We start from the raw sequence: 21879 nt of genomic DNA, 5'->3' as shown, positions 1-21879 counted from the left end.
CCGACTACGCTGGGCCGGGTGAGCACCCCCAAGGAATCCGCCGCCCAGCCCGATCCGCAGGACATCCCCGCCGCGGACCTGCGGGAGGAGTACGAGGACCTCGTGGAGCGGGTCCGCGCCGCCCGGACCGCCTACTACCAGCGGGACGCCCCGGAGATCTCGGACGCCGAGTACGACGCGCTGTACCGCCGCCTCGAGGACCTCGAGGCCCTGCACCCCGAGCTCGTGGCCAACGACTCGCCCACCCAGGAGGTCGGCGGCGAGGTCTCGGAGGCGTTCGCCCCCGTCCGGCACGGGGCCCGCATGTACTCGCTCGAGGACCTGTTCTCCATCGAGGAGCTCGAGGTCTGGTTCCGCCGCGCGGCGCAGGCCCTGACGCAGGTGCGACCGGGCGTGGCGCCCCGCTGGCTCGTGGAGGTGAAGATCGACGGGCTCGCCGTCGCCCTGCGCTACCGGGACGGGCGGCTCGTGCAGGCCGCCACCCGCGGCGACGGCGTCACGGGCGAGGACGTCACCGCCAACGTGCGCACCATCGGGGACATCCCGCACGAGCTCTCCGGCGAGGGCTGGCCCGCCGAGTTCGAGGTGCGCGGCGAGGTGTTCATGTCCTCCGCCGCCTTCGCCGAGCTCAACGCGCGTCGTGCCGAGGAGGGTCAGACGCCGTTCGCGAACCCGCGCAACGCCGCCGCCGGCGCCCTGCGTCAGAAGGACCCGGCCGTCACCGCGCAGCGCCCGCTGGCCATGTTCGTGCACGGCATCGGCTCTGTCGAGGCGTTCGGACTGGAGTCCCAGCACGAGGTGTACGACGCGCTCGCGGGCTGGGGCCTGCCCGTGAGCCCCTACACCCGCGTGGTGGAGGGTGCGGACGAGGAGGCGTTGGCCGCCGTCGTCGCGGTGATCGAGGAGTACGGCCGGCGCCGGCACGAGCTGATCCACGAGATCGACGGCATCGTGGTGAAGGCGGACGCGTTCGCGGACCAGCGCTACCTCGGCCACACCTCCCGCGTGCCCCGCTGGGCGGCGGCGTACAAGTACCCGCCGGAGGAGGTGCACACGCTGCTGCGGGACATCGCGGTCTCGGTGGGCCGCACCGGTCGGGTGACCCCGTTCGCGGTGTTGGAGCCGGTCACCGTGGCCGGGTCCACCGTCTCTCTGGCCACCCTGCACAACCAGGACGTGGTCAAGGCCAAGGGCGTGCTGATCGGGGACACCGTGGTGGTGCGCAAGGCCGGGGACGTGATCCCCGAGGTCGTGGGCCCCGTGCTGCCGCTGCGCGAGAAGGCGATCGAGGCGGGCCGGGAGCTGCGCGAGTTCGTCATGCCCGCGCACTGCCCCTCGTGCGGCACGCCGCTGGCCCCGGCCAAGGAGGGGGACGTGGACCTGCGCTGCCCCAACGCCCGCTCCTGCCCGGCCCAGCTGGCCGGCCGCGTCGAGCACCTGGCCAGCCGCGGCGCCTTCGACGTGGAGGCGCTCGGCGAGGAGGCCGCCCGCTGGCTCGTCCAGGGCCCCGGCGAGGACCCGGCCGAGCACGAGGGGCAGGTGCGCCCCGAGGGTCCCGGCCCCATCACGGCGGAGGCGCAGATCTTCGACCTCGCCTCCGGCACGCCGGAGGAGATCACGGGCCCCCGCGGCGAGGACGGGCTGACGGACCTGCAGCGCTCCCTCGGCGAGGTCCGCGTGTGGCGCGAGGGCCGTACGAAGGTGGACGGCCGCATGGTGCCCTCGGGCGTGTTCACGCTCAAGCCGTACTTCTTCACCGCCGGCACCGCGAAGAAGCCGTCCGCGCCCACGGCCAACACGCTCCGCCTGTTCGACGAGCTCGAGAAGGCCAAGTCCCAGCCGCTGTGGCGCACCCTCGTGGCGCTGTCCATCCGGCACGTGGGCCCGACGGCGGCCCGCTCGCTGGCCACGGCGTTCGGTTCGATGGCGGCGCTGCGCGCGGCGGCCGAGGCCGGCGACCGGGACCGGCTGGCCGAGATCGACGGCGTCGGTCCGATCATCGCGGACGCGCTCATCGAGTGGTTCGCCGAGGACTGGCACCGGGAGATCGTGGACCGCTGGGCCGCGGCGGGTGTGGCCATGGAGGACGAGCAGGACGAGTCCACCCCGCGCACGCTCGAGGGCCTGACCGTGGTGGTCACCGGCTCGCTCGAGGGCTTCTCCCGCGACTCCGCGAAGGAGGCGATCCTCGTGCGCGGCGGCAGGGCCTCCGGGTCCGTGTCCAAGAAGACCGACTTCCTGGTGGCCGGCGAGGCCGCCGGCTCCAAGCTGGACAAGGCGCAGTCCCTCGGCGTGCCCGTGCTGGACGAGGCCGGGTTCACGGCGCTGCTGGCCGGTGGCCCGGACGCCGTGCGCCCGGCGGGCACGGACGACGCCACCGACGACGCCGCAGAGGGGGAGGCCTCGGCATGAGCGCGCGCACCACGGTCCCGGGCCTGCTCGTGGTCGCCAAGGCCGCCGCGCGCGCCGGCGCGGACGTCCTGGCCCGGCGCTGGACCGGTCACCACCCGGCCGTCCCGCTGGGCATCGAGGAGATCGGCGCGCAGACGAAGTCCTCCGGCTCCGACTGGGTCACCGACTACGACCGCCGCGCCGAGCAGGCCGTCCGGGAGGTCGTCGCCGGCTACCGCCCCTCGGACGAGATCACCGGCGAGGAGTACGGCGCCACCCGTCCGGCCGAGCCGTCCGGGTACCGCTGGTCCATCGACCCGCTGGATGGCACCACGAACTTCGTGCGCGGGCTTCCGCAGTTCTGCACCTCGGTGGCCGTCACCGGCCCGGTGGACGCCGAGACCGCCGACCTGCTGGGGGTGGCCGAGGGCACCGAACGCTGGCTGGCCGGCGTCGTGGCGGCGCCCGCGCTGGGGCGCACCTGGTTCGCGAGCGCGGGCCGGGGCGCCTTCAGCACCGCGGACGCGACGACGGCGGGCGTGGACGTGCCCGACCGCGATGCCGCCCCCGTGCGGCTCACCGGCCCCGTGCCGGGACGCTCGGGGCGGCTCCTCGCTACCGGCTTCGGCTACGACCCCGCCCGCCGGGCCCTGCAGGTGCGGGCGCTCGCGGCCCTGCTGCCCGCGTTCGGGGACGTGCGACGGATCGGCTCGGCGGCGCTGGACCTGTGCATGGTCGCGGACGGCACCCTGGACGCGTACGCCGAGTTCGGCACGCAGGAGTACGACTGGGCCGCCGGCGCGTTGGTGGCGGAGGAGGCCGGCGTCGCGGTGACGCGGCCCGCCTCGGCGGACGGCACGGCACATCCTGACTGGATGGTGGCCGGCGACGTGGACGGGTCCGCCCTGGCCGCCGTGACGGGGGAGAGGGCATGAGGCGGATCGTCGGAGACCCGTGGTTCTACCCGGTCCTGTTCGTGGCCGGCGGACTGACGTTCATGATCGCGGGGACGCGCCTGCAGCAGGTCGGCATGATCGTGGCCGGGCTCGTCCTGGCCGGCTACGCGGTCACGTACCGGTGGGCGGTCCGGGTCCGCTCGCGGCCGTTCGCCGGCGCGCAGGCGCACGTCGAGCGCGGCGGCGTCGTCGTGTTCTGGCGGCCGGGCTGTTCGTTCACGAGGCGGCTGGTCAAGGAACTGACGGCGCAGGAGCGGGAGCGCGCCTACTGGGTGAACATTTGGCAGGAGCCGGCGGCCGCGACGTTCCTCGAGGGGCTGCACGAGGCGCGCGACGGCCACCCCCACCAGGCCGTGCCCACCGCCTGGCTGCGTCGGCGCGACTACGTCGTGGCCACGGACGCGACCCGCGCCCGCCTGAAGGACACGCTGCGCCAGCGCACCGGAGGTGACGCATGAGCGCCCTCGTCCGCCCGCTGCGCCCCGAGGACCACGAGGCGGTCGCCGAGCTCACCCTGGCGTCCTATGTCGACGGCGGCCACATCGCCCCCGACGACGCCTACGTGAAGACCCTCATGGACGTGGCCGACCGGGCCGGCCGCGCGGAGGTGCTCGTGGCCGAGGTCGACGGCGAGGTGGCCGGGTCCGTGGTGCTCACCCCGCCCGGCTCGCCCTTGGCCGAGACCTCCGGTGACGGGGAGTACGAGTTCCGCATGCTCGCCGTGCACCCGCGGTTCCACCGCCGTGGGGTGGGCGGCGCCCTGCTGGCCGAGATCGTGGCGCGGGCCCGCGCCGAGGAGGGCGTGGACGCCGTCGTGCTGACCACCATGCCCTCCATGACCGGCGCCCACCGGATGTACGAGCGCGCCGGCTTCGTGCGCGTCCCGGAGCGGGACTGGTTCCTCGCGGACGTGGTGCCGGACCTCGACCCGGCCGACGAGACCGGCCCGTTCCTCGTCTACCGGCTCGCGCTGGACTGACCCCGGGCGGGACGTCGGCACCGGGACCCCATTCGGGGCGGGAAATCCCTGTCATGCGGGCCCGGAGCGCCGCGGTGGGGTGGATCTCCCGCCTCGAAGCGGTGGCGGCGGCCGGGCAGGCCCCGGCACTAGACTCGACCCCGATGTGGCCGCCGCCGCGCCGGCGTCGTCCACCCCGCCCCGACCCGTCACACGAGGAGATCCATGCCTGAGATCACCCGGGATCAGGTGGAGCATCTGGCTCGCCTGGCCCACATCCGGATGACCGACGAGGAGCTGGACACGATGTCCGGCGACCTGGAGAAGATCCTGGAGCACGTCTCCGCGGTCCAGGCCGCCGCGGGCGACGACGTGACGCCGACGTCCCACCCCATCGCGTTGGAGAACGTGTTCCGCGAGGACGTGCCGGCCGGCATGCTCACGCAGGAGGAGGCCCTCGACCAGGCGCCGGACTCCGAGGACGGCCAGTTCAAGGTCCCCGCCATCCTGGACGGAGAGTGATCACCCCCATGACCGAGACGTTCGACGTGAACGCGACCCTCGGCGCCGACGAGCTCGTCCGGCTCACCGCGCTGCAGATGGCCGAGCGCCTGCGCGCCGGCACCACCACCTCCGTGGAGCTCGTCCAGGCCCACCTGGACCGCATCGCGGTCCACGACGGCGACGTGCGCGCCGACGCCGACGGCGACCGCGGCGTGCGCGCCTACCTCCACGTGAACACGGACGAGGCCCTCGCCGTCGCCGCCGAGGTGGACGCGATCCGCGCCGCCGGCGGCCCCGAGGCCGACGCCCTGCACCCGCTGGCCGGCGTGCCCGTGGCCGTGAAGGACAACATCGTCACGCGCGGCCAGCCGACCACGGCCGCCTCCCGCATGCTCGAGGGCTGGCTCAGCCCGTACGACGCCACGGTGGTGGCCCGCCTCCGTGAGGCCCGCCTGCCGATCCTCGGCAAGACCAACCTCGACGAGTTCGCGATGGGCGGCTCCACCGAGCACTCCGCGTTCGGCATCACCCGCAACCCGTGGGACGCGGACCGCGTGCCCGGCGGCTCGGGCGGCGGGTCGGCGGCCGCCGTGGCCGCCTTCCTGGCCCCCTTCGCCCTCGGCTCGGACACCGGCGGCTCCGTCCGTGAGCCCGCCGCGTTCACCGGCACGGTCGGCGTGAAGCCCACCTACGGCGCGGTCTCCCGCTACGGCCTCATCGCCATGGCCTCCTCGCTGGACCAGATCGGCCCCGCCGCCCGCACCGTGGCCGACGCCGCGGCGCTGCAGCAGGTCATCGGCGGCCACGACCCGCAGGACTCCACGTCCCTGGCCGACGCGCCGGCGGACCTGACCGCCGCGGCCCGCGGCCGCGACCTGGCGGGGCTGCGCGTCGGCGTCGTGACGGACCTGCCGGCGGAGGCGTTCCACCCGGGCATCCGGGCCGGTTTCGACGAGCACGTCGCGGCCCTGCGTGAGGCCGGCGCGGAGATCGTGGAGGTCTCCTGCCCCAGCTTCGACGCCGCCCTCGGCGCGTACTACCTGATCATGCCCTCGGAGGCCTCCTCCAACCTGGCCCGCTTCGACGGCGTCCGCTACGGCCACCGCGTGGTGCCCGACGGCGGCGGCACGATCGAGCAGGTCATGGGCGCCACCCGCGCCGCCGGCTTCGGCGCCGAGGTCAAGCGCCGCATCATCCTGGGCACCTACGCGCTCTCCGCCGGTTACTACGACGCCTACTACGGCTCCGCGCAGAAGGTCCGCACGCTCGTGCAGCAGGACTTCGCCCGCGCCTTCGAGCGGGTGGACGTCCTCCTCACGCCCACCGCGCCGACCCCGGCGTTCGAGCTGGGCGCCAAGACGGACGACCCGATGACCATGTACGTCAACGACCTGGCCACCATCCCGGCCAACCTCGCCGGCGTCCCGGGCATGTCCGTGCCGGGCGGCGTCGTCGACGGGCTGCCCTACGGCCTGCAGCTGATGGCGCCCGCGCGCGAGGACGCCCGCCTGTACGAGGCCGGCGCCGCGCTCGAACGCCTCGTGGCCGAGCGCCGGGGCGGGCCGGTGTGGGCCGAGGCCCCCGAGCTGGAGAAGGGCGCGCAGCGCGCCACCACCGCGACCACGGCAGGAGGCCGGGCATGAGCCACGCAGAACAGACCATGGACTTCGCGGAGGCGATGGAGCGCTTCGACCCGGTGCTGGGCTTCGAGGTGCACGTGGAGCTGAACACCGCCACGAAGATCTTCTCCTCGGCGCCCAACGCGTTCGGCGATGAGCCGAACACCAACGTGACCCCGCTCGACCTCGGCCTGCCGGGCACCCTGCCGGTGCTCAACCGCGAGGTCGTGGAGTACGCGATCCGCCTGGGCGTGGCCCTGGACGCGCAGGTGGCCGAGACCTGCCGGTTCGCGCGGAAGAACTACTTCTACCCGGACACGCCGAAGAACTTCCAGACCTCCCAGTACGACGAGCCGATCGTCTTCGACGGCCATCTGGACGTGGAGCTGGAGGACGGCGAGGTGTTCCGCGTGGAGATCGAGCGCGCCCACCTCGAGGACGACGCCGGCAAGCTCACCCACGTGGGCGGCTCCGGCCGGATCCAGGGCGCGGCGAACTCGCTGGTGGACTACAACCGCGCGGGCGTGCCGCTCATCGAGATCGTCACCAGGCCGATCGTCGGCGCCGGTGCGCGGGCCCCCGAGCTGGCCCGCGCCTACGTCACCGCGATCCGGGACATCGTGCAGGCCATCGACATCTCCGACGCGCGGATGGAGCGCGGCAACGTCCGCTGCGACGCGAACGTCTCGCTGATGCCCAAGGGCGCCACCGAGTTCGGCACCCGCACCGAGACGAAGAACGTGAACTCCACGCGCGCCGTGCAGCACGCGGTCACCCACGAGATCCAGCGCCAGGCCGCGGTGCTCGCCGCGGGCGGCACCGTGACGCAGGAGACCCGCCACTGGCACGAGGACACCCGCAGCACCACCTCGGGCCGCCCGAAGTCGGACGCGGACGACTACCGGTACTTCCCCGAGCCGGACCTCGTGCCCGTGCACGTGGACGCCGCGTGGGTCGAGCGCGTGCGCGCGGCCATGCCCGAGCTGCCGGCCGTGCGGAACAAGCGGCTCAAGGCCGAGTGGGGCTTCTCGGACGAGGAGTTCCGCGACGTCGTCAACGCCGGCGTCCTGGACGAGATCGTCGCGACCGTGGAGGCCGGCGCCTCCGCGGCGGCCGCCCGCAAGTGGTGGATGGGCGAGATCGCCCGCCTGGCGAACGTCCGCGAGGTCGCCGTCGCCGAGCTGGGGATCACCCCGGCGCACGTGGTGGAGATCGAGGAGCTGATCGCCGCGAAGACGATCAATGACAAGATCGCCAAGCAGGTGCTCGGTCTCGTGGCCGACGGTGAGGGCGCCCCGAAGGAGGTCGTCTCGGCGAAGGGCCTGGCCGTGGTGTCCGACGACGGCGCGCTCACGGAGGCCGTCGACGCCGCGATCGCCGCCAACCCGGACGTGGCCGAGAAGATCAAGGGCGGCAAGATGGCCGCCGTCGGCGCCCTGATCGGCCCGGTCATGAAGGCCACCCGCGGGCAGGCCGACGCCGGCCGCGTCCGCGAGATCGTCCTGGAGCGCCTGGGCGTGTCCTGACGACCGCGCGGGCCCTCAGCCGTCCAGGGCGGTGAGGGCCCGCGCCACGCGGGGCAGGGTCTTGCGCAGCAGGCGCCGCCAGGACCCCGCGGCCAGCCCGCCGACGATCGCGTCCCGGGCCGCCGCGTCGTCGAGCGTCTCCAGGGCCATCGCCCCGAGCCACACGCGGGCCCGGCGCGCCTCGGCCGCGTCCCGGGCCAGGTCGGGCACCTTCTCCTCGCCGTGCCACAGCGCCAGGTAGGCGACGTTGAGGGCGGGGTCCCACGCGCACGCGAAGTCCCAGTCCAGCACCCCGGCCAGCGCCCAGCGCAGCGGGGCCCGCGGGTCCTCGTCCTCGGGCACGGCGCGCCAGCGCATGTTGTGCCCGGCCAGGTCGCCGTGCACGAGCGACGGCGGCACGGGCGGCGCGGCGGTCCACGCCGTCACGGCGTCCGTGACGGCGGCGACCGCGTCCGGCCACGCCTCGGCGCCCAGCCGCGCGTCGACGTCGTGCCCCTCCCACGCGCCCAGGCGCGCGGCGACCGCCCCCGGCAGCGCCGCGACGTGCCGGGCGCGCTCCGGCGTCCACGGGCCGCGGAAGGCGAACGGGCGGCCGAGGTGCGGGGCGATCCGCGGGTCGGTGACGTCCACGGCGGCGAGGTCGTCGAGGACGCCGCGCAGCACGGCCGGATCGCCCTCGTGCGGCGGGTGCGGGCCGCCCGGGAGGAAGCGCTGCAGCACCGCGGCGCCCGGGCCCGCGGAGACGGGATCCGAGAGGGCGATCGGCACGGTCCACGGCACGCGGCGCTCGGCCAGGGCCGCGGCGAGCCCGTCGAGGAGGGCCAGGCGCCGGGGCAGGTGCGCTGCGGGGTCCCGCTCGGGCGCCCACCGCGCGGCGGGGGCGGCGCCGACCTCGTGGGCCCGCGTCATCCGGAGGACGCCGACGTCCTCGAGCACGAGCACGCGGTGGAACTGCCCGCCCTCCTCCACGGACGCCGCGGCCCAGTCGGCTGTGCGGAGCCGGCGGGCGAGAGCGGGGTCGAGGCCGGGGCGGAGGTGCTGCAGGGCGCGGTGGACCAGCTCGAGCTCGCTGGGGGCAGGCGGGGAGACCACACGACCACGCTAACCCTCCCTCCGCCCCCCTCCCGGACTTTCGAACGTGACATCGGGGGAATGGGGACTTTCGAACGGGAGATAGGCCCTCCCTCACGTTCGAAAGCGCCCGGGGGGAGAGGGGGCGGGCGGATACTGGGGGGCATGCCCGCCACCCCGCGCACGTCCCGCACCCCGGCCGGCCCGGCCGTCCGACCCGCCCCCGCGCTGCCCGCCCCCTCGGCGCGCACGGTGCGGTGGGAGATCGCGATCGTCCTCGGCCTCTCCCTGGGGAAGTCGGCGGTCTACGCGATCGTCCAGCTCATCGACAAGGCCACCCAGGCCCCGCTCGGCGAGCAGACCACCGTCCTCAACCCGGCCCTGGCCGACCGCTGGGCCTTCGATCTGACCTACCAGCTGCTCGGCATCGGGTTCGCGCTCGTGCCGGTGGCCCTCGTGCTGCACCTGATGCACCTGCGCGGCCGGAACCCGTTCCGGGTGCTCGGCCTCGACCTGCGCCGCCCCGGCCGCGACCTGGCCTGGGGCCTGGGCCTGTTCGCGGCCATCGGGCTGGGCACGCTCGGCGTCTACGCCGCCGGCCGGGCCCTAGGGATCACGACGGCGATCGTCGGCTCGGCGCTCGGGGAGAGCTGGTACCAGGTGCCGGTCCTGCTGCTCTCCGCGCTGCGGCACGGACTGCTGGAGGAGGTCATCGTGGGCGCCTGGCTCGTCGACCGGCTCGGGTATCTGCAGCGGCTGCGCGCCGCGGGCCTGGCGCACGATCCGGCGCCGGCCGTGCCGTCGTCGTGGGTGAGCGCCGAGGGGCTGTACCTGCCGACCCGCGCGGCCGTGGTGGTGTTCGCCCTCGCGCTGCTGCGCGGGGCGTACCACCTGTACCAGGGGATCGGGCCGGGCGTGGGCAACGCCCTGATGGGCGTGGTGTTCGCGCTCGTGTTCCTGCGGGTGCGCCGGGTGATGCCGCTGGTCATCGCGCACACGCTGCTGGACGCCGTCGGGTTCGTCGGCTACCCGCTGCTGGCGCGGGCGGGGCTGCTCGGCTGAGCGGCCCCGCCCCCGCGCTCAGAGCGTGACCTCGCCCTTCGGGGTGCGGAAGGTGACCGAGACGATGCCCGGGGTGCCGGAGGGCGCGACGTACTCGATGTTCACGTCCTGGACCTGGCCGTCCTCGTCGTCGCCGAGCCACTCGGCGAGGCGCTCGGGGGAGCCGGCGATGTTCAGGCGCTCGATGGTGGCCTGCGGCTCGGCCGCCTGCGAGGGGTGCATGTCCTCCTGACCGTCGGCCCAGCGCAGGATGAACGGCAGCTGCGGGTCCGCGAGGGTTCCCTTGACGCCGATCTGCCGCCAGGACAGCTCCCGGCCGTCCGGGAAGCGACGGTTGCCGGGGACGGCCTCACGGCCGAGGCGGCGCTCGAACCGGCCGATGTCCGTGGTGGCCACGGCCCAGCTCATCCAGCCCCCGCCCTGCTCGGTGCGGGCGCGCACGAGCTGGCCGAACGGCGCACTGAGGGAGGCCGGGTGGTCCAGGGCCTCGACGACCTCCAGATACTGCCCCTCCGTCATGGGGAAGAGCGCGTTCTGGGTGCCGAAACGTGGGTGGACACCGCCCTTGATCCGCTCGATGCCCAGCGTCTCGGCGATGCGGGCGACCGTGGCGTCCAGGCCCTCGGGGCCGGCGGCGTAGGACACGTGGTCCATGCGACAGGTGTGCACTGCGCTGTTCCTCTCCGTTCCCGGGCTGCCCCGGGGGTTGACCTGGTGCGAGTCGCGGGGCGTCGAGCCCTTGACGGGTCGGGCGCCCCGTGCGGAGAGCGTATCCGCGGGTGACACGCGTGACGAAATCGTGGCGGGGCGGCGGGCTACACTCGGAGGCACGGTCACGAGAGTCAGCAACAGGCCCCGGCATGCTGACCGGCAACCCTCCTTCCGCGGTGGGGTGCCCCGGGTGACGACCAGGCCGGCCCCACAACGGATGCCGGCAAGCGCGGGCCGATCCCACGGCCCCTCTCGACGGCGCCGGGTCATCTCCGGCACCTCGACGACGCCGGTCCCCGGATCGGCACGTCGGCCGGCGGGCGGGGCGGCGGCGTCCGGCCCCTGAACCCCTCAGGAGGGTCCGCCATGACCGACCAGACCACCCCGACCCCCGACGCCTGGGGCTTCTCCACCGCGCAGGTCCACGCGGGCGTCGCCGTCGGCCAGCACGCCTTCGGTGCGACCGCCCTGCCGATCTTCCAGACCACCTCGTACGACTTCCCGTCCGCCCAGGTGGCCGCGGACCGGTTCGCACTCAAGGACCTCGACCCGCTCTACACCCGCATCGGCAACCCGACGCAGGGCCCGGTGGAGGAGAAGATCGCCGCGCTCGAGGGCGGTGTGGGCGCGCTGCTGCTGGCCTCCGGTCAGGCGGCGACGACGTTCGCGATCCTCAACCTCGCCGGCGCCGGCGACCACGTGGTCGCCTCGGCCAGCCTCTACGGCGGCACGCAGAACCTGTTCAAGCACACCCTCGCCAAGGTCGGCGTCGAGACGACGTTCGTGACCGACCCGGACGACCTCGAGTCCTGGCGCGCCGCCGTCCGGCCGAACACCACGGCGTTCTTCGGCGAGACCCTCGGCAACCCGCGCGGCGACGTCCTGGACGTGCGCGCCGTCGCCGACGCCGCCCACGAGGCCGGCGTGCCGCTGATCGTGGACAACACGCTGGCCACCCCGTACCTGCTGCGACCGATCGAGCACGGCGCCGACGTCGTCACCCACTCCGCCACGAAGTACCTCGGCGGGCACGCCGCGGCCATCGCGGGCGTGATCGTCGACGCCGGCACGTTCGACTACGCGCAGCACGCCGAGCGGTACCCCGGCTTCAACGAGCCGGACGAGTCCTACCACGGCCTCGTCTACGCGCGGGACCTCGGGGTGGGCTCGCCGCTCGGCGCCAACCTGGCCTTCATCCTCAAGGCGCGCGTGCAGCTGCTGCGCGACTACGGCTCGGCCATCTCCCCGTTCAACGCGTTCCTGGTGAACCTCGGCCTGGAGACCCTGTCCCTGCGCATGGAGCGGCAGGTGGCCAACGCGGCCGCGGTGGCGCGCTGGCTGGAGGGCCGCGACGACGTCGAACACGTGGTCTACGCCGGCCTGGAGTCCAGCCCGTGGCACGAGCGGGCCCAGCGCTACCTGCCGAAGGGCGCGGGCGCGTTCGTCTCCTTCGAGATCGCGGGCGGCCGCGAGGCCGGGGCCGCGTTCGTGGACGGGCTCACCCTGCACCACCACGTGGCCAACATCGGCGACGTCCGCTCGCTCGTGGTGCACCCGGCCTCGACCACCCACTCCCAGCTCGCCGACGACGAGCAGCGCGCCGCCGGCGTCACCCCCGGCCTGGTGCGGCTCTCGCTCGGCGTGGAGGACATCGAGGACATCCTCGCCGACCTCGAGCGCGGCTTCGCGGCCGCCGCCCGCCGCGGCGACGACGACGCGGGGGAGCGGGCATGACCGCCGTCGCCACGCGTCCGTCGCGCACCGCGCTGCCCCGCGGCGGCCGCCACCGCCTGCGGGTCGGCGAGCTGCGCACCGAGACCGGCGGGCTGCTGCCCGACGTCGAGCTGGCCTACGAGACCTGGGGCACCCTCGCCGCCGACGGCGCCAACGCCGTGCTCGTGCTGCACGCCCTCACCGGCGACGCGCACGTGGCCGCGCACGAGGAGGACCCGACGCCGGGCTGGTGGGACGCCCTCGTCGGCCCGGGCCGCGCCGTGGACACGGACCGGTGGTTCGTGGTCGCCCCCGCCATGATCGGCGGCTGCCACGGCTCCACCGGGCCCTCGACGCCGGCCCCCGACGGGCGGCCCTGGGGCTCCCGGTTCCCGTTCCTCACGCTGCGGGACGCGGTCGAGGCCGAGCGACGCCTGGCCGACCACCTCGGGATCGGCGCCTGGCGCGCCGTGATCGGCGGATCGATGGGCGGGGCCCGCGCCCTCGAGTGGGCCGCGACCCACCCCGCGCGCGTCGCCGGGGTGGGTGTGCTGGCCGCCACCGCGGCCTCCTCCGCCGACCAGATCGCGTGGGGGCAGGCGCAGACGGCGGCCATCCGCCTCGACCCGGACTTCCAGGGCGGCGACTACTACCCCGGCCCCGGCCCCGTGGCCGGCCTGGGCATCGCCCGGCGCATCGCCCACACCACCTACCGCACGGCGGGCGAGCTCGGCCAGCGGTTCGGCCGGGAACCGCAGGGCGTCGAGGACCCGTTCGGCGCCGTCGTCGGGGTGCCGGGCGGGCGCGGGCGCTACGCCGTGGAGTCCTACCTGGACCACCAGGCGGCCAAGCTCACCGACCGGTTCGACGCGAACTCCTACCTCGTGGTCACCGAGGCCCTCATGGGCCACGACGTCGGGCGCGGGCGCGGCGGCGTGGCGGCGGCGCTCGCGGACTACCGGGGCCGGGCGTTCGTGGCCGCCGTCGACTCGGACCGGCTCTACCTGCCGGCCGAGTCCGAGGCGCTCGCGGCGGCGCTGCCCGCGCGGCCGCCGGTGCACACGATCACCTCGCCCATCGGCCACGACGGGTTCCTCACCGAATACGGCCAGGTGGCCGACACGCTCAAGCGCACCCTCGCCCTCTGAGCTTTCGTTCGGGAAACGGCGGCGTGTCGCGGCACTGTCGTTCGGGAAACGGCCACCGGCCCCGCCGGCCGGGCTCAGGGCTCGACGACGTTCAGCGACTCGGTGTGGTCCGAGCCCTGCGGCATCGGCGCGCCGAAGAGCGGCTCGGGGACGGGGCGCTTGGCCGTGACGCCGTCGCCGGAGGAGACGCCGCGGATACGGCGGGCCACCCACGGCGCCAGGTGCGTGCGCACCCACGCGGCGTCCGACGCGCGGGCCTCGCGCCAGGTGCGCGGCGCCGGCGGGGATAGGCGCAGGTGCTCGAGGCCGTGCTCCACGCCGAGGGTGTCCAGCACCATCGCGGCGATCGTGTGGTGGCCGAGCGCAGAGAAGTGCAGGCGATCTTCGGCCCACATCTCCCGCCGGGCGAGGTCTTTGAGCGACCACATGTCCGGCACCAGGGCGTCGTGCCGCAGCGCGATGGTGCGCACGTTCTCGTTGTAGATCGCCACGGTGCCGCGGATGCGGCCGATGACGGGCGTGCCCTTCACGTCGGTCGCGTTGAACAGCAGCACGGTGGCGCCGTCGGAGGCCAGGCGTTCGACGACGGCGTCCAACCGGACCGCGATCTCGTCCGGGTCCGCGCCGCGCAGGATGTCGTTGCCGCCCGCACACACGCTGATGAGGTCCGGCCGCAGGGCGAGCGCCGGCTCCACCTGGTCCTCGGCGATCTGGTCCAGCAGCTTCCCGCGGACCGCCAGGTTGGCGTAGGCCAGGTCCTCACCGGGCGGCGTCAGGCGGGAGAGCTCCTCCGCCAGGCGGTCGGCCCAGCCGCGGTGGTAGCCGGGGCGGTCCGGGTCCGGGTCGCCGATGCCCTCGGAGAACGAGTCCCCGATGGCGACGTAGCGGCGCCACGGATGGGCGGCGGGGTCGTCGACCGGGGTCGCGTCGGAGGCGTGCGGAGGCTGGGAGGAGGATGGGTTGCCCACGGGTAGGATTCTGCCCGCGTCGCGCGGGAGGGGTCAACCGCCGGGTGGGGTGACCGCGCCGCTCGCTAGGCTGGCGGGCGTGAACGCGAACCCCACCCCCGCCGTCGAGCCCGTCGTCCGCTGGTCCCGCCCCGAGGGCGAGCGCACCGAGGACCTGCTGATCGTCCTGCACGGCTACGGCGCGAACGAGGACGACCTGTTCGGCCTCGTCCCGCACCTGCCCGAGCACGTCACGGTGGCCGCCGTGCGCGCGCCCCTGCCCCTGCAGCCGGGCTCCCACGCCTGGTTCCCGCTCTCCCAAGACCCGGTCACGGGGGAGCTGGGCTCCACCGCCGAGCCGGTCCGCGAGGCCGTCAAGGCCCTGCACGCCTGGGTGCAGGCCGTGCGCGGGGACTTCCGCACCGTCTCCCTGCTCGGCTTCTCACAGGGCATGGCCATGGCCACGTCGCTGCTGCGCCTGGACCCGGAGGCCTACGCGTGCACCGTGGCGCTGTCCGGCTTCGTGGTGGACCCGCAGCTCGCGGAGCCGCAGCTGCGTGAGCTGTTCACCCGCGACGACGACGTCGCCCGCGTCCGACCGAAGGTCTTCTGGGGCCGCGGCCAGGAGGACCCGATCATCTCCGAGCCCCGGGTCGAGGAGACCCATGCCTGGCTGAACGCCCACGTGGACCTCATGAAGATCGTCTACGCCGGGCTCGGCCACGCGATCAACGAGCAGGAGCTGGGCCACGTGAAGGAGTACCTCGCCCACATGGTGCCGCCCCGCGGCTGACGCACCGGACACGCTCGACGACGGCGCCGCGGCCGCCCGACGGGGCGTCGGCTCAGGCCTGCCCGGCCTGGACGACGAACGCCTCGCCGGCGAACTCGACGACGTCCCCGTCGTGCAGCTGGGCGCCGCGGCGCGTCTCCACCGCGCCGTTGACGGTGACGAGCCCGTCGGTGACGACGTCGCGGGCCATGGCCCCGTCCTCCACGAGGGAGGCGAGCTTGAGCGCCTGGCCGAGGCGGATGGACTCGTCACGGATGGGCAGGGGCTGGGCGTCGGGTGCGTTCGTCTCGGTCATGGTGTCCATCATGGCCGGTAGGCTGGACGGGATCGACCGGCGCGCCGCGCCGGAACGGGCCCGCCGCGTCGGAGGCGGCCGGGTGCCGTCGTCGTCGTGATCCCCTCCCGCCCCGCCGATGAGTACGGAAGTGATGCCCCCATGGCTGCCAAGTCCCCGCTGGACAACGTCATCAACCTCGCCAAGCGCCGAGGCTTCGTGTTCCAGGCCGGTGAGATCTACGGCGGTTCGCGCTCCGCGTGGGACTACGGGCCCCTGGGTGTGGAGCTGAAGGAGAACATCAAGGCCGAGTGGTGGAAGACCTTCGTGCGCTCCCGTGAGGACATGGTGGGCCTGGACTCCTCCATCATCCTGCCGCGCGCGGTGTGGGAGGCCTCCGGCCACGTCGAGACCTTCACCGACCCGCTCGTGGAGTGCACCCAGTGCCACAGGCGCCACCGCCAGGACCACCTGCTCGAGGCGTTCGAGGCCAAGAAGGGCCGGCCGGCCGAGGGCATGGCCGAGATCGTGTGCCCGGACTGCGGCACCCAGGGCGCCTGGACCGAACCGCAGCTGTTCTCGGGCCTGGTCAAGACCTACCTCGGCCCCGTGGACAACGAGGAGGGCCTGCACTACATGCGCCCGGAGACGGCGCAGGGCATCTTCGTGAACTTCCTCAACGTTCTGGGCGCGGCCCGGAAGAAGCCGCCGTTCGGCATCGGCCAGATCGGCAAGGCGTTCCGCAACGAGATCACCCCGGGCAACTTCATCTTCCGCACCCGTGAGTTCGAGCAGATGGAGATCGAGTACTTCGTGCCGCCGGCCGAGGCGGGCCAGCACTTCGACCGCTGGGTCGAGGACTGCTGGGACTGGTTCATCGACCTCGGCATCGACCCCGCGCACCTGCGCAAGTTCGACGTCCCCGCGGACGAGCGGGCGCACTACTCGGACGCCACGATCGACCTCGAGTACGACTTCGGCTTCACCGGCGGCGACGGCTGGGGCGAGCTGATGGGCATCGCGAACCGCACCGACTACGACCTGGGCCGGCACACCGAGCACTCGGGCACCAAGATGCAGTACTTCGACCAGGCCAACAACGAGCACTACACCCCGTACGTGATCGAGCCGTCCTTCGGCCTGACCCGCGCCATGATGGCGTTCCTCGTGGACGCCTATGCCGAGGACGAGGCCCCGAACGCCAAGGGCGGGGTGGACGTGCGCACCGTGCTCAAGCTGGACCCGCGCCTGGCCCCGGTCAAGGCCGCCGTGCTCCCGCTGTCCAAGAAGCCCGAGCTGCAGCCGGCCACCCAGTCCCTCGCCGCGGAGCTGCGCGGCCTGTGGAACATCGAGACGGACGACTCCGGCGCGATCGGCCGTCGCTACCGCCGCCAGGACGAGATCGGCACCCCGTTCTGCATCACCGTGGACTTCGACACCCTCGAGGACCAGGCCGTGACCATCCGCGAGCGGGACACCATGGCCCAGGAGCGCGTGGCGCTGTCCCAGGTGAAGTCCTACCTGCTGGAGCGCCTGGTCAAGTGAGCGGGGACGTGACGGGAGCGGCCGGGGCCGCGGGACACGACGACGGCGGCGCGCTGTTCGACTCCGCCGCGGTCGCCGGCGGGGAGATCGTGCTGCGTCCCTGGCGGCCCGGGGACGACCTGGCCCTGCTCGAGGTGTGGGGTGACCCGGCCAACGCGCAGCAGCACCAGGACCGGGCGATGCTCGCCGAGGACGCGGAACGGCCCTGGCGCCGCGCGCTCGTGGCCGAGGCCGCCGGGGTGCCGGTGGCGGCCGGCGTCGTCTATGCCTCGTCCGTGCACCCGCGGCGGCTGTGGCTGTACGTCGAGACCGCGGCTGCCGAGCGGCGCCGGGGCATCGGCCGGGCGCTCGTGGCGGCCCTGCGGGGGCTCGCCGCGGAGGCGCACGCCGCCGGCGCCATCCCGACGACGGCTCTGAAGGCTCGGTTCGCCAAGGACGCCCTGGTGCCCGGAGTGGCCGGCGCCGACCCGCAGACCGAGGCCGACGGTGCGACGGGCCGCCCGCCCGTGGACACGGAGGCCGTGCGGTCCCAGACCGCCGCACTGGCCGCCGGCACCGAGGCGTTCCTCGTGGCCCAGGGCTTCACCCCCGTGCAGCGCTCCCGCCGCGTCGCGATCGCCCCGGGGGCCATCGGCCTGCCGGATGTGCGCGGGGAGGAGCACCCGGACGGCGTGGTCCTCGAGGAGGCCTCGACCGGCTCCGTCGAGCTGACGCAGGCGGTCGCCGCGTTCTATGACGCCGTGCACGCGTGGGACCCGTCGACCCTGAGCGTCGGGGCCGCCCAGCAGCTGCTGCTGGGCCCGGCCACCGGGGCCGCGGGCGCCGTCGTGCTCCGCGACGCGCCGAAGGCCGAGGGCGGGCGCATCCGCGCGTTCGCGGTGTCCTACACCCCGGAGCGCCAGGACGCGCCGGCCGATGTGCTCGTGGGCTGGGATCCGGAGCTGGGGGAGGAGGACGCGCTGCAGGCCGTGGCCGACCTGCTCGCCCTGCTCGTGGCCCAGTACCCCGTGCAGATCGAGGTGGACGAGGCGATGGCCCCGCTGGAGCGGATCGTGGACGGGCTCATCGGCGGCAACGCGGCGCGGACGCTGGTGGACACGTACGTGTTCGTGGACGACGCGCCGGGCGCGTGAACCGGGCGGCCGTAGCGGACCGCCGGCGCACCCGCACCCTGCGGGGCACCGTCCTGGCGGTGGCCCTGCTCAACGGCGCCTACCTGGTGGTCGAGATCATCCTGGCGGTGGGGATCGGCTCGGTGGCCCTCGTGGCGGACTCCGTCGACTTCTTCGAGGACTTCGCCGTCAACCTGCTGATCTTCGTGGCGCTCGGGTGGACGGCGGCCCGGCAGGCGGTCATCGGCAAGGTCATGGCCGGGATCATCGTGCTGCCGGCCGTGGCGGCGCTCGTCATGGCGGCCACGAAGATCGGCGACCCCGAGCCGCCGGCCGCGGGCGTGCTGCTGGGGGCGGCCGTCGGCTCGCTCCTCGTGAACATCGTGTGCGTGGTCCTGCTGGCCCGCGTCCGCGTCGACGGCGGCTCCCTCACCCGGGCGGCCTGGCTCGCGGCGCACAACGACCTCGTGGCCGGCGTCGTGCTGATCGCCCTGTCCGGGATCACGGTGCTGACGGCGTCGGGCTGGGCGGACATCATCGTGGGCGTGCTTCTCGTGCTGCTCAACGGCTCCGCCGCCAAGGAGATCTGGGAGGCCGCGACCGAGGAGCACCTGGCGGCCCAGGCCCTCGCCGGCGAGGTCGACGACGACTGAGCGGTTCCTACGGGGCGGCGGGCAGCCGGGCGGCGAGCACCGCCCCGACGGCGGCCAGGCCCAGGAACACCGTCAGCGCCGGTGCAAGACCGACGGCGCCGGCCAGCGCCCCGACCGCCGGGCTGAGCCCAACCCCGGCCAGCCGCATGCACCAGCTCGTCACCGCCAGCCCGGTCTGCGGCCGGAGCCCGGGCGCCTCGTCGCCGAGCGCATAGGCCACGGGCACCACCACGGCGCAGCCGAGCCCCGCCAGGGCCAGCCCCGCGAACGCGGCAGGCACGGCCACCGGCTCGGGCAGCGGCGCCAGGGCCAGCCCCAGCCCCACGACGACGGCGCCCAGCCCCGCCGTCAGCGCCCCGCGGCGTCCCAGGGCGGTGAGGGTTCGGTCGCCCGCGAGGCGTCCGACGAACTGCGCGCCCAGCAGCGTCGACGCGCCGAGCACCGCCGCGGCCGGATCCAGGCCGCGCTCCGTGATCAGGAACAGGGTGGCCCACGCGTTGCCGAACTCCTCCACGCCGAACCCGGCCATCGCGATCACCACGGCGGGGACGAGCACGGCCACGGCGGCGCGGCGGGGGAGGGCTTGGGCGGCCGGGGCAGGCGGCGTGGACGTCTCCGACGGTGCGGGTGACTGATCCGCGGCGCCGCGGGCGGACGCCGAGTCCACGGGAGCCTCCGCCAGGAACAGGCGCCGGACCCCCAGCAGCACCGCGACGCACACGGCGCCGTTGAGCCCCAGGTGCAGGGCCGCGGGGCCGCCCACGGTGATGACCGCCGCACCGAGCCCGGCACCGGCGGCCGCCCCGAGGCTCCAGCCGGCGTGCATGGTCGTGAGCACGGGCCGGGCCAGCCGGGCCTGCACCTGCAGGCCCTGCGCGTTCTGGGCGGTGTCCACGACGGCGTCGAGCACCCCCGAGGCCAGGACGAGGCCCGCGAAGACCCACAGCGGCCAGGCCGCGGCCGTGCCCGCACCGTGCCCGGCCCCCGCACCCGCCCCGGCGACGTCGAGGACGAGACCGGCCGCCGTCGTGAGCAGGGCGATGGCCACGCTGCCGGCGAGCATGACGCGTCGGGCGCCGAACCGGCGCAGGATCGGCGCGGGCAGGGGCCCGGCGAGCGTGCCGCCCACGGCGAGCGCGATGACGAGCAGGCCGAACGCGGCCGGGTCCAGGCCGAACGCGGCCTTGGCCTCCGGGTAGTGCGGGATGAGCGCGCCGAGCAGGGCGCCGTTCGTCGCGAAGGCGGCGGTGACGGCCCAGCGCGCGCGACGGGCTCGGGTGAACCCGTCGGCGGCCGGAACGTGCGGCGCGGCCTGGCTCATGCATCCCAGCCGAGCAGGCGCCAGACCTCCGCCCAGCCGGCGAAGATCTTCGCGTTGTACTCGACCCCGAGCTGGTTGGGGTTGGCGAACAGGACCCAGTCGGCGGCGGCGACGGCGTCGTCGGCGGCGAGCTTCTCCGCGACCTCCTCGGCGGACCCGGCATAGGTCGGGCCGGAGCGGGCGGCGCCGCCCTCGAGCATGCCGGAGGAGTCGCGCGAGGCCCGCTCCCGGCCGAAGTACAGCTCGTCCTCCCGGTCCTGGATGACGAACGCGGAGCGCGTGACCGCCGTGCGGCCCGGACCGGCGTGGCCGGCCGCGGCGAAGGCCTCCCGGTAGCGCGCGATCTGGTCGGCCTGCTGGACGTGGAAGGGGCGGCCGTCGTCCTGCAGGAGCAGGGTGGAGGAGAGCATGTTGTAGCCGTCCGTGGCGGCGCCGGCCACCGAGCCCACGGAGCCGGACCCCCACCAGATGCGGTCCGCGAGCCCGGGGGAGTGCGGCTCGATCCGCAGCGGCTGCGAGCTGTGCGCCCAGCCGGAGGTGAGGTCCGGCGTTGCGATGCCCTCGCCGCGCACGGCCGAGAGGAACCGGCGTCCGCGCTCTCGGGTCACGTCGGCCCAGGTCTGCCCCTCGTCGAGGGCGTAGCCGAACTGCGCCTGGCCGTCGAGGGCGGCCTCGGGTGAGCCGCGGGAGACGCCGAGCTCGAGCCGGCCGCCGGAGATGAGGTCCGTGGTGGCCGCGGCCTCGGCCATGTACAGGGGGTTCTCATACCGCAGGTCGATCACGCCGGTGCCGAGGCTGATCCGCTCGGTGCGGGCGGCCATCGCGGCGAGGATCGGGAACGGCGAGGAGAACATCCGCTGGAAGTGGTGGACGCGGAGCCAGGCGCCGTCGAGTCCGGCGTCCTCGGCGGCCACGGCCATGGCGACGACGTCGTCGAGGGCCTGCCGCGCGTCCGGTTCGGCGCCGGGACGGTGGATCCAGTGGCCGAAGTTGAGGAAGCCGAGGTGCTTGCGGGTCATGCCGGGTGCAACCGCGGGGCGGGCGGGGCTGTTCCCGGTGCTCGTCTGACCGCCGGCCGGCGACATCACCTGCGGGCAGACCCGCGGAGATGTCGCTGCGGAGCGGTCGATCGTCGCGGCGTCCGCCATACTGGCGGGCATGAGTGAGCAGTGGAGCGAGAAGGACATCGAGCTGGCGAACCGGCTCTTCGACATGGCGCGGGACGGGGACACGGCCCAGCTGAAGGCATACCTGGACGCCGGGGTGAGCACGCGCCTGCGCAACCACGCGGGCGACTCCTTCCTCACGCTCGCCGCCTATCACCAGCACCCGGACACGGTGGCGATGCTGATCGAGGCCGGCGCCGAGATCGAGCACGCCAACGATCGCGGCCAGCGCGCCCTGACCTGCGCCACGTTCAAGCGGGATGTCGCCTCGATGCGGCATCTGCTGGCTGCCGGGGCGGACCCGGACGCGGGCACCCCCTCGGCGCGCCAGACCGCTCAGATGTTCGCCGGTGCGGACCTGCTGGCGGTGCTCGACGGCGAGGACGCGGCGCCGGCGTCGGAGGCCTGA

At 74.6% G+C, this 21879-nt stretch carries 21 protein-coding genes and 1 riboswitch; of the genes, 15 read left to right on the top strand and 6 right to left on the bottom strand.

The window, feature by feature from the left end:
* The first annotated feature begins 18 nt into the window (after positions 1-18).
* From ligA to gatB, 7 genes are all read left to right on the top strand, one after another.
* Positions 19-2412, top strand: coding sequence for an NAD-dependent DNA ligase LigA (gene ligA, locus ACZ1IK_RS01945; protein WP_060973933.1), 2394 nt, complete (start codon positions 19-21; stop codon positions 2410-2412).
* Entirely contained in the window at positions 2409-3326 is a 918-nt protein-coding gene (locus ACZ1IK_RS01940; protein WP_465098265.1) for an inositol monophosphatase family protein, read from the top strand. Before ligA ends, ACZ1IK_RS01940 begins: the two co-directional genes overlap by 4 nt.
* On the top strand, positions 3323-3805 hold the full coding sequence (locus ACZ1IK_RS01935; protein WP_465098264.1) for a hypothetical protein: 483 nt from the start codon (positions 3323-3325) through the stop codon (positions 3803-3805). Before ACZ1IK_RS01940 ends, ACZ1IK_RS01935 begins: the two co-directional genes overlap by 4 nt.
* The gene (locus ACZ1IK_RS01930) at positions 3802-4326 is read left to right on the top strand and encodes a GNAT family N-acetyltransferase (RefSeq protein ID WP_036317337.1); all 525 of its coding nucleotides are present in this window, start codon (positions 3802-3804) and stop codon (positions 4324-4326) included. Before ACZ1IK_RS01935 ends, ACZ1IK_RS01930 begins: the two co-directional genes overlap by 4 nt.
* 204 nt (positions 4327-4530) lie before the next feature.
* A complete protein-coding gene (gene gatC / locus ACZ1IK_RS01925; RefSeq protein WP_002854348.1) occupies positions 4531-4827 on the top strand; it encodes an Asp-tRNA(Asn)/Glu-tRNA(Gln) amidotransferase subunit GatC in 297 nt (98 codons plus the stop codon).
* 8 nt (positions 4828-4835) lie between these two features.
* A complete protein-coding gene (gene gatA / locus ACZ1IK_RS01920; protein WP_465098263.1) occupies positions 4836-6452 on the top strand; it encodes an Asp-tRNA(Asn)/Glu-tRNA(Gln) amidotransferase subunit GatA in 1617 nt (538 codons plus the stop codon).
* Positions 6449-7954 carry an Asp-tRNA(Asn)/Glu-tRNA(Gln) amidotransferase subunit GatB gene (gatB, locus tag ACZ1IK_RS01915; protein ID WP_465098262.1) on the top strand — a complete coding sequence of 502 codons (1506 nt, stop codon included), beginning with the start codon at positions 6449-6451 and terminating at the stop codon, positions 7952-7954. Before gatA ends, gatB begins: the two co-directional genes overlap by 4 nt.
* 15 nt (positions 7955-7969) lie before the next feature.
* Here the strand turns inward: gatB and ACZ1IK_RS01910 are convergent, their stop codons facing one another.
* A complete protein-coding gene (locus tag ACZ1IK_RS01910; protein WP_135019706.1) occupies positions 7970-9046 on the bottom strand; it encodes a phosphotransferase in 1077 nt (358 codons plus the stop codon).
* A gap of 144 nt (positions 9047-9190) precedes the next feature.
* On the opposite strand from ACZ1IK_RS01910, the gene ACZ1IK_RS01905 reads away from it, so the two are divergent.
* Positions 9191-10087 (top strand): CPBP family intramembrane glutamic endopeptidase, encoded by an 897-nt coding sequence (locus tag ACZ1IK_RS01905; protein ID WP_101967295.1) that lies wholly within the window; start codon positions 9191-9193, stop codon positions 10085-10087.
* 18 nt (positions 10088-10105) lie between these two features.
* Here the strand turns inward: ACZ1IK_RS01905 and ACZ1IK_RS01900 are convergent, their stop codons facing one another.
* A complete protein-coding gene (locus tag ACZ1IK_RS01900; protein WP_101967294.1) occupies positions 10106-10741 on the bottom strand; it encodes a VOC family protein in 636 nt (211 codons plus the stop codon).
* Positions 10742-10918: 177 nt separating this feature from the next.
* Positions 10919-11034, top strand: a riboswitch (SAM riboswitch).
* 130 nt (positions 11035-11164) lie between these two features.
* Here ACZ1IK_RS01900 and ACZ1IK_RS01895 point away from each other — a divergent pair.
* On the top strand, positions 11165-12532 hold the full coding sequence (locus tag ACZ1IK_RS01895; protein WP_101967293.1) for an O-acetylhomoserine aminocarboxypropyltransferase/cysteine synthase family protein: 1368 nt from the start codon (positions 11165-11167) through the stop codon (positions 12530-12532).
* A complete protein-coding gene (gene metX, locus ACZ1IK_RS01890; RefSeq protein WP_101967292.1) occupies positions 12529-13659 on the top strand; it encodes a homoserine O-acetyltransferase MetX in 1131 nt (376 codons plus the stop codon). The genes ACZ1IK_RS01895 and metX overlap by 4 nt, the downstream gene beginning before the upstream one ends.
* A 74-nt stretch (positions 13660-13733) precedes the next feature.
* On the opposite strand, the gene ACZ1IK_RS01885 is transcribed toward metX, so the two are convergent.
* On the bottom strand, positions 13734-14627 hold the full coding sequence (locus ACZ1IK_RS01885; protein WP_101967291.1) for an SGNH/GDSL hydrolase family protein: 894 nt from the start codon (positions 14625-14627) through the stop codon (positions 13734-13736).
* Positions 14628-14706: 79 nt separating this feature from the next.
* On the opposite strand from ACZ1IK_RS01885, the gene ACZ1IK_RS01880 reads away from it, so the two are divergent.
* Entirely contained in the window at positions 14707-15399 is a 693-nt protein-coding gene (locus ACZ1IK_RS01880; RefSeq protein WP_134377310.1) for an alpha/beta hydrolase, read from the top strand.
* Between the two features lie 52 nt (positions 15400-15451).
* Here the strand turns inward: ACZ1IK_RS01880 and ACZ1IK_RS01875 are convergent, their stop codons facing one another.
* The gene (locus ACZ1IK_RS01875; RefSeq protein ID WP_036317588.1) at positions 15452-15694 is read right to left on the bottom strand and encodes an RNA-binding S4 domain-containing protein; all 243 of its coding nucleotides are present in this window, start codon (positions 15692-15694) and stop codon (positions 15452-15454) included.
* A gap of 141 nt (positions 15695-15835) precedes the next feature.
* Here ACZ1IK_RS01875 and ACZ1IK_RS01870 point away from each other — a divergent pair, with 141 nt between their 5' ends.
* Genes ACZ1IK_RS01870 through ACZ1IK_RS01860 form a run of 3 tightly spaced genes read left to right on the top strand, consistent with a single transcriptional unit; the run spans position 15836 to position 18983 of the window.
* Positions 15836-17218 carry a glycine--tRNA ligase gene (locus ACZ1IK_RS01870; RefSeq protein ID WP_044659691.1) on the top strand — a complete coding sequence of 461 codons (1383 nt, stop codon included), beginning with the start codon at positions 15836-15838 and terminating at the stop codon, positions 17216-17218.
* The gene (locus ACZ1IK_RS01865; protein WP_036317592.1) at positions 17215-18351 is read left to right on the top strand and encodes a GNAT family N-acetyltransferase; all 1137 of its coding nucleotides are present in this window, start codon (positions 17215-17217) and stop codon (positions 18349-18351) included. Before ACZ1IK_RS01870 ends, ACZ1IK_RS01865 begins: the two co-directional genes overlap by 4 nt.
* Positions 18348-18983, top strand: a complete 636-nt coding sequence (locus tag ACZ1IK_RS01860) for a cation efflux transmembrane domain-containing protein (RefSeq protein WP_465098261.1) — start codon at positions 18348-18350, stop codon at positions 18981-18983. Before ACZ1IK_RS01865 ends, ACZ1IK_RS01860 begins: the two co-directional genes overlap by 4 nt.
* 7 nt (positions 18984-18990) lie before the next feature.
* On the opposite strand, the gene ACZ1IK_RS01855 is transcribed toward ACZ1IK_RS01860, so the two are convergent.
* Together ACZ1IK_RS01855 and ACZ1IK_RS01850 are read right to left on the bottom strand one after the other, a co-directional pair.
* A complete protein-coding gene (locus tag ACZ1IK_RS01855) occupies positions 18991-20304 on the bottom strand; it encodes an MFS transporter (RefSeq protein ID WP_095353461.1) in 1314 nt (437 codons plus the stop codon).
* Positions 20301-21323 carry an LLM class flavin-dependent oxidoreductase gene (locus tag ACZ1IK_RS01850; protein ID WP_020628395.1) on the bottom strand — a complete coding sequence of 341 codons (1023 nt, stop codon included), beginning with the start codon at positions 21321-21323 and terminating at the stop codon, positions 20301-20303. The genes ACZ1IK_RS01855 and ACZ1IK_RS01850 overlap by 4 nt, the downstream gene beginning before the upstream one ends.
* A 139-nt stretch (positions 21324-21462) precedes the next feature.
* Between ACZ1IK_RS01850 and ACZ1IK_RS01845 the strand changes: the two genes are divergently transcribed.
* On the top strand, positions 21463-21879 hold the full coding sequence (locus ACZ1IK_RS01845; RefSeq protein WP_095353462.1) for an ankyrin repeat domain-containing protein: 417 nt from the start codon (positions 21463-21465) through the stop codon (positions 21877-21879).

The organism is Micrococcus sp. CS26 (assembly GCF_055522295.1).
This window is presented reverse-complemented; position numbering and strand designations above follow the sequence as displayed.

What these genes read in the sequence shown, in the direction of transcription:
- ACZ1IK_RS01940 (WP_465098265.1), top strand. Translation starts at nt 2,409, where the DNA reads ATGAGCGCGCGCACCACGGTCCCGGGCCTGCTCGTGGTCGCCAAGGCC.
- ACZ1IK_RS01935 (WP_465098264.1), top strand. Translation starts at nt 3,323, where the DNA reads ATGAGGCGGATCGTCGGAGACCCGTGGTTCTACCCGGTCCTGTTCGTG.
- ACZ1IK_RS01930 (WP_036317337.1), top strand. Translation starts at nt 3,802, where the DNA reads ATGAGCGCCCTCGTCCGCCCGCTGCGCCCCGAGGACCACGAGGCGGTC.
- gatC (WP_002854348.1), top strand. Translation starts at nt 4,531, where the DNA reads ATGCCTGAGATCACCCGGGATCAGGTGGAGCATCTGGCTCGCCTGGCC.
- gatA (WP_465098263.1), top strand. Translation starts at nt 4,836, where the DNA reads ATGACCGAGACGTTCGACGTGAACGCGACCCTCGGCGCCGACGAGCTC.
- gatB (WP_465098262.1), top strand. Translation starts at nt 6,449, where the DNA reads ATGAGCCACGCAGAACAGACCATGGACTTCGCGGAGGCGATGGAGCGC.
- ACZ1IK_RS01905 (WP_101967295.1), top strand. Translation starts at nt 9,191, where the DNA reads ATGCCCGCCACCCCGCGCACGTCCCGCACCCCGGCCGGCCCGGCCGTC.
- ACZ1IK_RS01900 (WP_101967294.1), bottom strand. Translation starts at nt 10,741, where the DNA reads ATGGACCACGTGTCCTACGCCGCCGGCCCCGAGGGCCTGGACGCCACG.
- ACZ1IK_RS01895 (WP_101967293.1), top strand. Translation starts at nt 11,165, where the DNA reads ATGACCGACCAGACCACCCCGACCCCCGACGCCTGGGGCTTCTCCACC.
- metX (WP_101967292.1), top strand. Translation starts at nt 12,529, where the DNA reads ATGACCGCCGTCGCCACGCGTCCGTCGCGCACCGCGCTGCCCCGCGGC.
- ACZ1IK_RS01875 (WP_036317588.1), bottom strand. Translation starts at nt 15,694, where the DNA reads ATGACCGAGACGAACGCACCCGACGCCCAGCCCCTGCCCATCCGTGAC.
- ACZ1IK_RS01870 (WP_044659691.1), top strand. Translation starts at nt 15,836, where the DNA reads ATGGCTGCCAAGTCCCCGCTGGACAACGTCATCAACCTCGCCAAGCGC.
- ACZ1IK_RS01855 (WP_095353461.1), bottom strand. Translation starts at nt 20,304, where the DNA reads ATGAGCCAGGCCGCGCCGCACGTTCCGGCCGCCGACGGGTTCACCCGA.
- ACZ1IK_RS01850 (WP_020628395.1), bottom strand. Translation starts at nt 21,323, where the DNA reads ATGACCCGCAAGCACCTCGGCTTCCTCAACTTCGGCCACTGGATCCAC.
- ACZ1IK_RS01845 (WP_095353462.1), top strand. Translation starts at nt 21,463, where the DNA reads ATGAGTGAGCAGTGGAGCGAGAAGGACATCGAGCTGGCGAACCGGCTC.